We start from the raw sequence: 13,018 nt of genomic DNA on the forward strand, positions 1-13,018 counted from the left end.
TTTTATGCGGTTAAAAGGCTGGCTTTCAGCGCTAACACACGCTTTTCCTTTGTTTTTTGATCCACCAACGCAAATTCTCCATTCTCATACGCTAATGAAAATAATTGTTCGATATGAAACACACCTGTCTGAAACCGCCTGCTCAATAAATGTAGTGCTGCAGCAGAGGCGACTTGAGCTGTGGCTTGAGACTCATCATGCCCTTTTATTCCAAGCGCTGCTTGATGAATCTTGTTCCTCTCCATTCCTGTCGCCTCCACTTTCACTGCATATTGATCTGTTCCCATTTGAGCCGATTGAATCATGGAAATGGCTCTTCCCTTGATTTTCGGAACAGTGAGAAGTGACGTCATTCCAAGACTCCTTGTGAAGGCAAATGCCCGCGTTGCCGCGCGAGAATCAAAACAAAGCCTTGTCGTCACAGAAGGCACGCTGAGTGTCAAAGGCAATGTCTGCTGATCAGAGAAGGGGAACTGATAGGCTTTCCTCTTTCCAAGTTTCACCCCAAAATCTATACGCTTGCCTCCAGTAAAGCTTTTGACTTTTTTACGTTGATGATGCTCAGTAAGCACATAGTCAGTATGGACATTGTCAAGCGTCCATTCAATGGCGGCTTTTCCATGCTGATCACCCAATCCAAGCATAATCCCTATATCTATTTGATTCACTGATGAGAGCATAGATGATGCTTTTGCTGCCAATAAATTCGTAAGGCCAGGCGCAAGCCCAACACTGAGTAAAGCCGTTGCACCGATGTACTGCTGATCCAGCTTTGCCACCTGTTCCATGTACGCCCCTTTCGCAGAGATATCTATATAATCAATACCTGACTGCAGAACTGTTTCAGCAAATGACGGGTCTTCTTGATCAAGGCACATGATCACCAGCTTTGTTTGATCCATCCAGTCCGAAAATAACGGCTCACTGACATCAAGTTGATAGGGAAGAACCTTCCCTTTTGTCTGACGTGAAAATTTCTCTGCCTTCTCATAGCTTCTGCCTGCTGCAACAATTTGACCGGGATACACTTCACTTAGCTGAAGACATATTTGCTGTCCAACATGTCCATAGCCGCCTATCACCATCACCTGTGTTCTCATTTCTCATCCGCCTCTCTACGATTCCGCTTGCAAACAAGCCCTTTGATCATTCCTGCCTGAAAATAAGGTCTGATGTCTTCAAATCCTGCTTTGATTAATTGCGCTTTTATTTCTTCCTCGGGAACAGGGTGTGTCGTCTGTCCCAGCCTGTTTTTAAAGGACGTAAACACCTCTTTTTCTAGGCCTTGCCGCTGCATGAAAAGAGAAAGCATGTGAAGCTCCTGTTGAAATGCATGGGACTTCATCTCGCCTTGTATAAATGCCAACATAAACGGTGCTTCTGGTTGAAGCCTGCGGGCAACCTCGTTTAAAAAGAGCTGGCGCTTTTCTATAAAATGAATGACAAGCAAGCTCACTGCTGCATCGTAAACAGGTTCAGCTGAAACCGTATCTAATGAGGTCTCATGCCATGTGACACGCGCCTCCATTTCTAGCTGTGTAACTCGCTGTTTCGCCATGTCCAGCATAGAAGGTGACGGATCGACCCCTGTGATGAGCCAGTCTTCTTTTCTTTGTAACATGTTGATGATCTCTTCGCCCCCACCTGCTCCGACAGTTAGAATACGAGAGCCCGCTTTCTTTATTTCAGTTTCTAATACATCTACTGTTAACTCATGCAAAAGGTGATAGCCGGGTACTTTATGTGAAATCGTCGCTGCATATGACTCAGCAACAGGATCGTGCCAATGCTGGTTTTCTTTCATGTCCTTCTCCTCCAGTTCCTTTCCGCTTTCCATCGTTTCCTGTACACTAAAGATATGACATCTTTATTGTAAAAAGAGACAACAGAAAACACGATCCCTAAAAGTGGGGATTTTTGAGGAGGAGATCATGTGACCAATCCAGCCACTCATTTTCAGCAGCTGAGACAACACATTCGGGACGAACTTGCTGCCGTCCTTGATTTTGATGCCGCCTGTATCACAACCATTGATCCAGCCACTCTCCTCTCGACAGGTTCCTTCACAGATGAACCGATTGAAGAAATTCATGACCAGCTGTTTCAAAATGAGTTTTTAAAAAGGGACGTACATCAGCATGAGTTTCTAGCCAAAGGCCCTGTTCATGCTGCGAGCCTAGTCCAAAGCGGAGAATACCTTAGCAGTGAGCGCTATCAAAATATTTTGTTACCTAAAGGATGGTCTGATGAATTGCGGGCAGCTCTTGTGATTCAAGGGGAATGCTGGGGGATTGCCAGCCTCTATCGTCTAAAGGACAAGGAACCTTTTCAAGAAAAAGATATCCAAGCGGTCATCGAACAAACGCCCAGACTCGCAGCCAAGCTAAGAGATGAACTTTTCAAGAAAAGAGATACTGAAGAAGACGCGGCGGCGGAGCAACAAGGCTTCCTTATTCTTTCGCACGATTACAACCTTCTTTATGGAAATGAGACAGGTCTTCATTGGCTTCAGACGTTTCAAGCCTTTGAACAAATCCATGACAGGGCGGTCATGCCACGCCCGTTTAGAGCATTAGGGGCAAAACTTTTATACGGCGGTATTGAGCAAACACCGGCAAGCATGACGAGATTGCCTACGGGGTTGTTCCTCTCCCTTCAAGCCTTTCGATTAGCGCAGGCTGACAGGCAGGAGGAGGCTGTCATGATTCACATCAAACGAGCCCAAACAAATGATATCCTTCCTTATGCGGCGAAAACGTACAGACTGACAGAGAGAGAAATGAACGTCCTCGACTGCTTATTAAAGGGCCAGTCGACAAAGGAAATTGCGAGCACGTTATTTATTTCACCCCATACCGTTCATGATCATGTGAAAGCCATGCTGCAAAAGACGAATTTAAGCAGCAGACGTATGCTTGTTTACTTTTTCTCCAATATATAAAAAAGCGGCTACCGCACTGGTAGACCGCTCTCTCTTTTTATTTTCCTAAAACCAGCTCATGCAGCACATGTGCTACTCCGGCTTCATTATTAGATTTTGTTACAACATCTGCTACGGCTTTGACATCATCAATGGCATTTCCCATAGCAACACCGCAGCCTGCAAACTCTACCATTGATATGTCGTTCCCGTTGTCACCAATGGCCATGACTTCTTCACGAGGAATTCCCAGCTCCTTCGCTAGAAGCTTCACAGCATTTCCCTTACTCACATCAGGATGCAGGATTTCAAGGAAGAAATCTGTACTTTTCACCATCATATACTTTTCCTTCACTTCAGACGGGATGGCTTGTATCGTTTTTTCCAACCGTTCTGGCTGATCAATATACATCATTTTCGGAAGTCTCATCGATGAATCTGCCTCTTCAACAGGCATATATTTCAGCGGCAGCTTTGTTAAGTAGGCTTCATGCACTGTGTATTCACTAATATCGCGATTCGGTGTGTATAAATTGGCCGAATCGAAATAATGCATCGGTGTATCCAGCTGACGGCTCAATTCATATAAAGAAGTTAAGTCAGCATAGGATAATGTCAGCTCTGACACCACTTCATTTGTATGGCTGTTTTGAACAAGCGCTCCATTATAGGCGATCACATAATCTCCCTCTTGATCAAGCTGAAGATCAGCTAAATAGCGATTTACCCCGCCAATTGGCCGGCCTGTACATAAAACAATTTTAATTCCTTCTGCCTTTGCCTGTTGAATGGCTTCAAACACTTCATCCGGCACCATATGTTGATCATTTAATAACGTACCATCCATATCAATTGCGACTAATTTATACATTCACTGGTCCCCTTTTCTCAGCAAAAACGTGCTGTCACTATTTTGAGCCACCATTCCCATGATGACAGGTTATTTCATTACTATTTACCTATTTTAGCCTATCGTTTTTTCTTCACGCTGTCTACTTGTTCACATATGTAACAAATATCACATGAGTCTACTCTATTATAACGTATTCTATTCATCGTGCTGATCCCCCATTTACAACAAGTAACTAGAACAATTGTTTAGCACTATAGAATGTTTTGAAACTAGCAAATCTAATTGTATGATGGATAGCAAAGAAAGGAGGTGCAGGGAATGATTACGTTTACGAGAGGTAAATTGTCAAAAATGTCTGGAGTACATATTGAAACCATTCGTTTTTACGAAAATGAAGGGGTGCTCCCAGAGCCCAAAAGAGCGCATAACGGCTATCGTCTATATGATAAAAAATATGTACTCATGCTATCATTTATCACCGAAGCGAGAAAGCTAGATTTCTCCCTTAAAGAAATTCGTGAAATTATCAAATCACTTTTCGAAAAACAGTCAAAAACAGAAGCTGAACAGCTGCTCGAGCAAAAAGTCGAAGATATTCAACACTCTATTCTAGAGTTAAAAAAAAGGAAGGCAGCTATTCAATTGTTAACAAAGCAAACATTAGCAAACATCAGCTGATTGTAAGGGCTGCCAAAGGTGTGCCGGTCTTGGTCACTGGCACACCTTCGCTCAGGTATCTCATTACACGTCCAATGAAAACATCGGTTATACTAGAGACAGCTTAAACGAGTGGAAGGGGTTTTGGAGAATGAACATCGCAACCATTGGAACAGGTATCATTGTGGAAGGCTTCCTGCAAGCGATTGACCAGCTCGAAGGTGCTTCTTGTCGCGCTGTCTATTCAAGAAAGGAAGAAACAGCAAAGAAGCTCGCAGACCAATTTGGGGTGCAGACAACTTATACGGATCTAACCGCTATGCTAGAAGATCCTCACGTAGAAGCCGTTTACATAGCGTCACCGAATCGTTTACATAGCGAGCATGCAACAGCTGCATTGAAACACGGAAAACATGTGATATGCGAAAAGCCTTTCACCTCAAATGTTAAAGAGCTGGAAGCCTTAATCGCTCTCGCAAAGGAAAAGCAGCTTCTCCTATTTGAAGCCATTACGACCGTTCATATGCCAAACTATCATTTAATCAAAAAGCATCTTCATCAATTAGGCAAAATCAAACTGGTTCAATGCAACTATAGTCAATATTCAAGCAAATATAATCAGCTGCTAGCCGGAGAAACGCCAAATGTCTTTAACCCTGCGTTCTCTGGAGGAGCGCTGATGGATATTAATATCTATAATGTCCATTTCATCATGAACCTCTTTGGATCACCAGAGCAGGTCCGATATCAGGCAAACCGCCATCCAAACGGTATTGACACATCTGGTGTTTTGACGTTCACTTACAATGATTTTATTGCGACAAGTGTGGGCAGTAAGGATACAAGCAGCATGAACTTTGCATTGATTCAAGGAGAAAAAGGCTTCATTCATGTGAAAAATGGGGCGAATGGATGTGAGGAAGTACTGCTGCATGTTGATGACAGAGTCGTCTCACTCAATGCACAAACGAATCCAAACCGTCTGTTTTATGAGGCTGAAGCTTTCCAGCATATTATTGAGACAGAAAATCACGAACAGTGCTATGCATGGCTTGATGAAAGTCTCTCCGTGATGAAAGTCCTTGACGCTGCAAGAAAAGATGCAGGTATTGTTTTCCCAGCAGATCAATTTTAATGAAAAAACCGCCTTCGACGAGAGGGCGGTTTTTGACGATTAAATACTCTTTGAAAATGCCACAAGACGCTGAGACATGTGATTCACTTCATCAACTGCAGCATTCACTTGCTCTGTTAAAGCAGCCTGAGTTTGCGTAAGAGCTGTCATATTCGAGATATTATCAAGAATTTCATCAATTTGTGTTTTCATATCCGTTAAACTAGATTCGATATTTTCCGTTGCATTGGCACTATGCAGCGCCAGCTTTCGTACTTCATCTGCAACGACAGAGAAACCACGGCCTTGTTCACCAGCTCTAGCTGCTTCAATCGCAGCATTTAGACCCAGCAGGTTCGTTTGGTTCGCCACTTCTTTGATTAAGTCAGAAATATTTTTCGTCTCATCTGCACTATTTTTTGCTAAGTGGGCGGCAGACGTTGACTGCTCTTGAGCGACAGCCAGCTCCTGTGCTTGATTTGTCACAGAGCTGATGCCCGAAACCATCTCGCTAATAGAACTTGAAAGCTGTTCTACTTGTGAAGCCATTTCATCCGCTGTTTTCTCTTTGTTTTTTTCTAACGTGATGTCACGAATGGTTCCTGCCACTCGAAGAGGAACACCTTTTTCATCACGAATGGTTTCACCACCCGCATGATACCAGCGGTACTCCCCATTTTTACTCTGTAATCTGTAATCAATGTCGAATGGTGTGCGGCCAGAGTGGTCATTTAAATGATCTGCAAAAGCTTGGAGAGCCATTTCTTGATCCTCAGGATGCAGACGATCGCTCCAGCTGCTCAGAACATTCGGGAAATCTTTTTCGTCTGTAAATCCAAGAGTTGTTCTGAACTGCGGAGACCACCAGAATTCGTTATTTGGATTGACTGGATCGCCGGCCTCTACCACCATGTCCCAAGGGGCTTCGACAAGCGCACGGTTGATTAAGTCATATCTTGTGACGAATGCTTGCAGCTCTTCTTCTTTCAACTTCTGATCATGAATATCAAAAAGTGCTCCCGCCACACGAAGAGGGACACCATTTCGATCACGAACGGTCGTTCCAGTTGCTTTGAACCAGCGATAATCTCCGTTTTTTAACTTTAAGCGATATTCGATATCATACGGTGTACGCCCTGAATGGTCCAATAAATGCGAAGAAAATGCATCTAATGTATATTCTTGTTCATCCGGATGTATTCGAGATGCCCAGCTGTCTAATAGATTTGGAAAATCGTGCTCATTTTGAAAGCCGATCATTTTGCGGAAATCATCCGTCCATGTGAATTCATTCTTTGGATTAACTGGATCTCCAGCGACAACGACCATATCCCATAAGCCAACTTGAATGGCTTTTGTCACTAAATCCATCCGCATTTGAATATTTTCATTTGCTTCTTGCATCTTTTGCAAAGCTTCATTAATTTGCGCTACCGCTTCTATCGTTTGGCTTGAAGAGAATGCAGCAGTGTCTAGTCTTGCTGAAAGGTCTCCTTTTTCGATTCTTTCTATTAATTGGCTGCTTTCACTCAGAAGGATTCCAGCCGATGAATCATTTCCTTTTCTCTTAAACATCTTTCATTACTCCTTTCAACTCTAACGTTTTTGAAATATTTTACAGTTATAAATAATTCTTTATTAGGACTTTAGTAATACAAATGATATATCGACAAAAACTGAAAATTGTTTATGTCATAAATAAGGCAAATCTTCATTTATTTGAAGTTTCATTTTTAGAATATGGATGAAATAAGGTAATTATGGATATAAATATATGTTTTGATAGAATCAACCGCTGTTTTTGTCTGAAAAATCTCTTTTTTTATATTGACACTGACGTCCTGAAAAAAGAAAATGGAACATAAGCATTTTTAAAAAAGGAGAACGTCATGAGCGCGAATCAGGAGCAACAAGAATTAAAAAAGCTTTTATCACCGCGTCACATTCGCATGATTGCGATGGGCGGGGTCATTGGTACAGGAATCTTTAAAGGAAGTGCCGATACAATTGGTTTAGCAGGTCCTGGGGTGATCTTTTCCTATGTATTTGCCGGATTGCTGCTCCTCATTGTAATGGCAGCATTAGCCGAAATGGCCATTGTGTACCCGGGAAATAATCTACGCGACCTTATACAAATTGCGCTTGGTCAACGTTTTTCATTTGTCGTCGGCTGGGTTTACTGTTTTATGTGGCTCACTGTATGTGTCATTGAGATTATTGCAGCTGGCAGTCTGCTTCAATATTGGCTGCCGAACGTACCGCTATGGTCACTATGTTTACTTTGCTCACTCTTAGTCATCGGAATTAACTTAAATAATGTAAAATACTTTGGTGAAATTGAATTTTGGTTCGCTGGAATGAAGATTTTCGTTATTATTGTCTTTATTATTCTCGGTGCAGCATTATTATTTGGGATCATTCCAAACGAACAAAGCACACCAGCGCTTACCAACTATCAAAACTTCGTCCCGAACGGATGGGGTGCGATCTTTGCATCACTTTTAGTGGTTATTTTCTCTTATGGAGGCTCTGAATTGATCGGGCTAACCATTACTGAAACAAAGGATGCGGAGAAGGTCTTGCCTGGAGTAGTCAAAAGTATGATGTGGCGGATTATCTTATTTTACACATTGCCGATTTTGATCATCTGCGGACTCATTCCTTGGAATCAAATTGATCCAAATAACAGTCCTTTTGTCCAAGTCTTCTCTGCTGCTGGTATGCAAGGCGCCTCTCACTTCATTAATTTCGTCTTGATTACAGCCGTTCTATCTGCGGCCAATTCTGGAATTTATGGAACGACGAGAATGATTCATTCTCTTTCTAAATCAGATGGCGGTCCGAAAAAGCTGGCACAGGTCAACAAAAGAGGCGTACCCATTTTGAGTTTATGGGTCACCGTTCTATTTCTTCTCATTGGAACATTCTTTGCTTACTTATATCCGGACCAAATTTTCAGCTATATGCTGGCTATTCCTGGTTTTGCAGTTTCACTCATTTGGATCAGCATTTGTATGGCACATCTAAAGCTGCGTCCAAAATATCCACAGGAGCCGTATTTCAAAGTGTGGCTGTTTCCGTATTTGACTTTATTTGCAGGTCTTGTACTCAGCTTGAGCTTTGTTTTGTTCCTATTCAGACAAGAAAACCTGCCTAGCTCCATTATCAGCATCGGCTTCTTAGTCGCTGCCATCATCGCTTCATTCTTAATGAAAAAGAAGGCTTAAACGCCAAAACCCGCCGAAATGGCGGGTTTTTTCATGAGCTTCTATCTTCTGTTACTTCAAAATCGACCGATGCTTTTGGAATGCCGTTGATGATAATCGTTAAAGTATGGATTCCCTCATAGTGCTTTCTCGTCGTCATATTTTGAAAGGACTGTGACCTGACGAATTCTCTATGTAACGCTGCACTTGTTTCAAACTCTGTGATTTTAAATACTTTTTGGTTGCGGGTACCCCGAGCTTTGACATAGTCTATGGCATACTCTACACGCAGCTTTAGGGGCTTAGCGGCCTGAAGTGTAAATTGAAAGATCATTTTCTCTCCAATACGAATGGGATTTTGCTCTACCTTCAAATCCGTTACTTGAACAGATGGATCGTCCCCATAACCAAACAAAGCCATGATATCTGGATCGCCTTTTTTTAGTAATGTACGAGATGCATGTTTGATGATCCAGTTCGTATGTTCATTCGTTCCATACCATTTTTTAGCCGTCACCTTCATCAGATCAGGCTGAATTGCAGAAATATCATTTAAGTGGTTCGCTACACTTTTTTGCACATACCGCGCTGGGTCCGACTTCAACTTTTCCAAAATAGGCAGCGTAACCGAAGGGTCCTTTTTAAGTGCAGGAACAGTTAATCCCCATGGCAAACGTGGTCTGCATCCTTCACTAGCAAGCCGCCGGATATGCTCATTTTGATTCTGTGACCATACGAGCATTTGCGCCAGCATTTTGTCTTGATCCTGAATCAGAAAAGGCCGAACGGCAAATTCAGAAGTGGAAAAAGGTGTAAAGAATTCGAGCGCCTTGATCGAGATATCCCAATGTGCTAGACCGTACGTCTCGACGTAGTCTGGAAATACAAGCGCACTAAGTCCTGAAAAATGCGGGGCTGTCTGACGCAGCACCTCAATTGCCTGCTCATAATCCTTAGGTAGACAGGCATGCATTGATTCAGTGACTCTTCTCATTCTGCCTTTTAACTCCAGCTGCTCCCAATCCTTTTGGAGCACAAGCCGCTTGAATTCTTCAGCATCAAATCCAGTCGACGCTTGTGCAAGTTTCTCGGCTAATTCTGCAATAAATAATTCATGATAAACGTGTTTTAATGGTTCGATCTTGTCCGCCTCCCACATCTCAATATCTTCATTTTACCCCAATCTGAAAAAGGTGGTATGGCTAAAAGCAAAAACAGCCCAATTCCGAAGAATCAGGCTGTTGCGTTTCGCTATATAAACATATTAATGATCATAATAAATGCAATAGCACTAACAGAAATAATTGTCTCCATAGCCGTCCATGTCAAAAACGTTTCTTTAATGGTCATACCAAAATACTCTTTAATCAGCCAAAAACCAGAATCATTGACGTGAGACAAAATCAACGAACCCGCCCCTGTAGCTAACACTAGAAGCTCTCTGCTCACATCCGGCATAGATGCAGCAATCGGTGCGACAATACCAGCTGCGGTCATCATGGAGACCGTAGCAGATCCTGTTGCCACACGAATAACCGCAGCAATCAGCCAGCTAAGCAAAATTGGCGAGATCGGCGAGTGTTTGGCTAAATCTGCAATATAATCACCGACACCTGAATCGATAAGCACATTATTGAAAGCCCCGCCTGCTCCAATGACAAGCAGAATCGAAGCGATCGGACCTAAGCACTCATTACTAAAGGAAAGCACCCGGTCACGGCTCATCCCTTGCACAAAGCCAAGACTGAAGAAAGAATACACGGTTGCAATCAGCAGTGCTGTAATTGGATCTCCAATGTACTTGAATATCTGAAACCATAAACTGTCCTCTGGTAAAATAATATCTGCCAGTGTGGCAAGAAGCATTAGAATCACTGGCACCAAAATCGTAAACATCGTATTTGCAAAGCCGGGAAGTTTTCGATCTTCATTGCGTTCAGTAAATTGCTTTCTCAGCAGCTCCGGAACTGGTTTATGAATCCGTTTTCCAATCCACTTTCCATACAGCGGCCCAGCAATAATAGCTGTCGGTAAACCGACAATAATGGAAAAGAAAATGGTTTTCCCCACGTTGGCATGATAGATGCCGACAGCCGCCATGGCAGCTGGATGAGGCGGCACAAGACCATGAACGACAGACAAGCCAGCAATGAGCGAAATCCCAATTGTCACGAGCGAGATGCCCGTTTCAATCGCAATCGTAAACAATAAAGGAATGAGAAGAACGAATCCGACCTGGAAAAAGACAGGTATCCCCACAATAAAGGCAACAAACATCATTGCCCAATGCACATTTTTTGTCCCAAACCGGCCGATTAATGTGTGAGCGATCCGCTCAGCTCCACCTGATTCAGCCATCATTTTCCCAAGCATGGTGCCAAGCGCTAGAACTATGGCCAATAATGATAACGTATTGCCTAACCCCGTTTTAATGGATTGAATGATTTCCTGCAGGTCCATCCCTGTGGCAAAGCCGACTAACATAGAAGTAATAATTAAACTCACAAACGGATTCAACTTAGCAACTGTTATGAGGATGAGTAAAAGGACAATTGCTGCAATCACGATGAATAAAAGCATGCTCTCCCACCTTTTCCCTGATGTTTAATGATTTTGTTTTAATTGCAGCGCACTGATGACATCAAATTCATCCTTCAGTTTGTCATAGAGGCGCTCATATAAGTAAAACAATTCTATGTATGTTTCATTGTTCTCCATATTTGGTTCATGACGGGCAGAGATTCGAATCCAATCTTGAACCTCTTCTATCTCTTTCATATAACCTAAACTATGAAGTGCGAGGACAGCCGCCCCAAGTGCTGATGCCTCGTAGCTTTCTGGAACAAGTACTTCCCTGCCCATCGTATCCGCTAAAATTTGCCGCCACAGCGGAGATCGCGCAAAACCGCCCGATGCCCTGACATCCTTTGCTGAGCCGGTTAAATCCCTTAAGGCAACACCGATTGAGAAAACACTCATAATGACGCCTTCTAACACAGCTCTTATAAAATGCTCCCGCTTATGCTGAAGACCGATCCCAAAGAAAGTACCTCTCGCATTTGGATTCCAATAAGGTGCACGCTCACCCGTTAAAAATGGCAGAAACAGCAGCCCCTCTGAGCCGGCTGGAACTTTTTTCGCAATATCAATCATCAGATCGTAAGGATCCACTCCAAGACGCTTTGCTACCTCCACCTCCGAGGATCCAAATTCATCCTTCAGCCATCTCAGCATGATTCCGCCATTATTCGTCGGTCCTCCAACCACCCAATGCTTATCAGTCAGCGCATAGCAGAACGTTCTTGATTGTTCATCTGTGATTGGTTTGTCCACGACCGTACGGACTGCACCGCTTGTCCCAATCGTGACAGCCACCTCACCTTTTCCAATCGCTCCCACACCTAAATTCGCTAGAACCCCATCATTCGCACCAACCACAAAGGGTGTATCTTCCGCAATACCCATTCGCAGGGCGATCTCTGGCTGAAGACCTCTCAGCTGATGCGTCGTCGGAACAAGTTCAGACAATTGATTGGCTTTAATTCCAGTAATACGAAGCGCCTCTTCATCCCATTGAAGCGTTTCCAATCGGAACAGCCCTGTTGCTGAAGCAATTGAATAATCGACCACATACTGGCCAAAGAAATGATAAAGAATATATTCTTTGATGGAAATAAATTTCGCTGCCTTCTTGAAGACATCAGGTGCCATTTCCTTGAACCACCTTATTTTTGAAAGCGGTGACATTGGATGGATCGGTGTACCGGTTCTTTTATACACTTGGAAGCCATCCATGTCCGAAATGATTCGCTTCGCTTGTTCTGCACTTCTGTTATCTGCCCAAATGATACTGTTCGTTAACGCCTTGCCATCCTTATCCATCACAATCAAGGAATGCATCGCTGTACTAATTCCGATGCCTATGAGACGTTTTGCATCAAATGCTGCTTTCGTCAACACACCTCTTACACTTGCAATGACAGCTTCTAATATATGTTCAGGGTCCTGTTCAACCCATGCTGGTTGGGGCTGAATGAGATCATAAGGAACCGAATGCTTTGCTATCACTTTCCCCTGTGGTCCAAACAGAACCGCCTTTGTACTTGTTGTTCCAATATCCAAACCAATTACCGCCTGGTTTCCCTTCATCTGTATCACGCCCAATCATTGATTTGAAATCATATTTATTGTTTTCATATACCTGTTAAATCCCATTATAGGAATAATTTTTTCGACATTCAACGACTTAAAAGAAAATTTTTTTCACT

The 13,018-nt window shown here is 43.0% G+C and carries 10 protein-coding genes and 1 pseudogene; 4 read left to right on the forward strand and 7 right to left on the reverse strand.

Going from position 1 to position 13,018, the window contains the following annotated elements:
• Positions 1–2 precede the first annotated feature (2 nt).
• Both NSQ72_RS18475 and NSQ72_RS18480 read right to left on the reverse strand, forming a co-directional pair.
• Complete coding sequence (locus NSQ72_RS18475; RefSeq protein WP_341084916.1) at positions 3–1,100, reverse strand: saccharopine dehydrogenase family protein; 1,098 nt, start codon at positions 1,098–1,100, stop codon at positions 3–5.
• Positions 1,097–1,804 (reverse strand): class I SAM-dependent methyltransferase, encoded by a 708-nt coding sequence (locus tag NSQ72_RS18480; RefSeq protein WP_341084918.1) that lies wholly within the window; start codon positions 1,802–1,804, stop codon positions 1,097–1,099. Before NSQ72_RS18480 ends, NSQ72_RS18475 begins: the two co-directional genes overlap by 4 nt.
• Positions 1,805–1,933: 129 nt before the next feature.
• Here NSQ72_RS18480 and NSQ72_RS18485 point away from each other — a divergent pair, with 129 nt between their 5' ends.
• Complete coding sequence (locus tag NSQ72_RS18485) at positions 1,934–2,941, forward strand: helix-turn-helix transcriptional regulator (RefSeq protein WP_341084919.1); 1,008 nt, start codon at positions 1,934–1,936, stop codon at positions 2,939–2,941.
• 37 nt (positions 2,942–2,978) lie between these two features.
• On the opposite strand, the gene yidA is transcribed toward NSQ72_RS18485, so the two are convergent.
• Positions 2,979–3,791, reverse strand: a complete 813-nt coding sequence (gene yidA / locus NSQ72_RS18490; RefSeq protein ID WP_341084920.1) for a sugar-phosphatase — start codon at positions 3,789–3,791, stop codon at positions 2,979–2,981.
• A gap of 300 nt (positions 3,792–4,091) precedes the next feature.
• On the opposite strand from yidA, the gene NSQ72_RS18495 reads away from it, so the two are divergent.
• Both NSQ72_RS18495 and NSQ72_RS18500 read left to right on the forward strand, forming a co-directional pair.
• Positions 4,092–4,451: a MerR family transcriptional regulator gene (locus tag NSQ72_RS18495; RefSeq protein WP_047203566.1), complete on the forward strand. Its 360-nt coding sequence runs from the start codon at positions 4,092–4,094 to the stop codon at positions 4,449–4,451.
• 130 nt (positions 4,452–4,581) lie between these two features.
• Entirely contained in the window at positions 4,582–5,565 is a 984-nt protein-coding gene (locus NSQ72_RS18500) for a Gfo/Idh/MocA family protein (RefSeq protein ID WP_059377475.1), read from the forward strand.
• Between the two features lie 39 nt (positions 5,566–5,604).
• Here the strand turns inward: NSQ72_RS18500 and NSQ72_RS18505 are convergent.
• A pseudogene (locus NSQ72_RS18505) lies at positions 5,605–6,984 on the reverse strand (PAS domain-containing protein); the annotation flags it as partial.
• Between the two features lie 449 nt (positions 6,985–7,433).
• Between NSQ72_RS18505 and NSQ72_RS18510 the strand changes: the two are divergent.
• Complete coding sequence (locus tag NSQ72_RS18510; protein ID WP_024423951.1) at positions 7,434–8,771, forward strand: amino acid permease; 1,338 nt, start codon at positions 7,434–7,436, stop codon at positions 8,769–8,771.
• A gap of 31 nt (positions 8,772–8,802) precedes the next feature.
• On the opposite strand, the gene NSQ72_RS18515 is transcribed toward NSQ72_RS18510, so the two are convergent.
• The 3 genes from NSQ72_RS18515 to gntK all read right to left on the reverse strand — a co-directional run bounded on the left by NSQ72_RS18515 (position 8,803) and on the right by gntK (position 12,899).
• Positions 8,803–9,891: a hypothetical protein gene (locus tag NSQ72_RS18515; RefSeq protein ID WP_445285758.1), complete on the reverse strand. Its 1,089-nt coding sequence runs from the start codon at positions 9,889–9,891 to the stop codon at positions 8,803–8,805.
• A gap of 110 nt (positions 9,892–10,001) precedes the next feature.
• A complete protein-coding gene (locus NSQ72_RS18520) occupies positions 10,002–11,330 on the reverse strand; it encodes a GntP family permease (protein ID WP_039182672.1) in 1,329 nt (442 codons plus the stop codon).
• 24 nt (positions 11,331–11,354) lie between these two features.
• Positions 11,355–12,899 (reverse strand): gluconokinase, encoded by a 1,545-nt coding sequence (gntK, locus tag NSQ72_RS18525; protein ID WP_047203716.1) that lies wholly within the window; start codon positions 12,897–12,899, stop codon positions 11,355–11,357.
• Between the last annotated feature and the right edge of the window lie 119 nt (positions 12,900–13,018).

Origin of the sequence: Bacillus sp. FSL R5-0659 (genome assembly GCF_038008785.1) — a bacterium.
Classification (GTDB): Bacteria; Bacillota; Bacilli; order Bacillales; family Bacillaceae; genus Bacillus; species Bacillus safensis.

Coding starts and splice junctions, on each gene's coding strand:
- NSQ72_RS18475 (WP_341084916.1), bottom strand. CDS start 1,100: ATGAGAACACAGGTGATGGTGATAGGCGGCTATGGACATGTTGGACAG.
- NSQ72_RS18480 (WP_341084918.1), bottom strand. CDS start 1,804: ATGAAAGAAAACCAGCATTGGCACGATCCTGTTGCTGAGTCATATGCA.
- yidA (WP_341084920.1), bottom strand. CDS start 3,791: ATGTATAAATTAGTCGCAATTGATATGGATGGTACGTTATTAAATGAT.
- NSQ72_RS18495 (WP_047203566.1), top strand. CDS start 4,092: ATGATTACGTTTACGAGAGGTAAATTGTCAAAAATGTCTGGAGTACAT.
- NSQ72_RS18500 (WP_059377475.1), top strand. CDS start 4,582: ATGAACATCGCAACCATTGGAACAGGTATCATTGTGGAAGGCTTCCTG.
- NSQ72_RS18510 (WP_024423951.1), top strand. CDS start 7,434: ATGAGCGCGAATCAGGAGCAACAAGAATTAAAAAAGCTTTTATCACCG.
- NSQ72_RS18520 (WP_039182672.1), bottom strand. CDS start 11,330: ATGCTTTTATTCATCGTGATTGCAGCAATTGTCCTTTTACTCATCCTC.
- gntK (WP_047203716.1), bottom strand. CDS start 12,899: ATGAAGGGAAACCAGGCGGTAATTGGTTTGGATATTGGAACAACAAGT.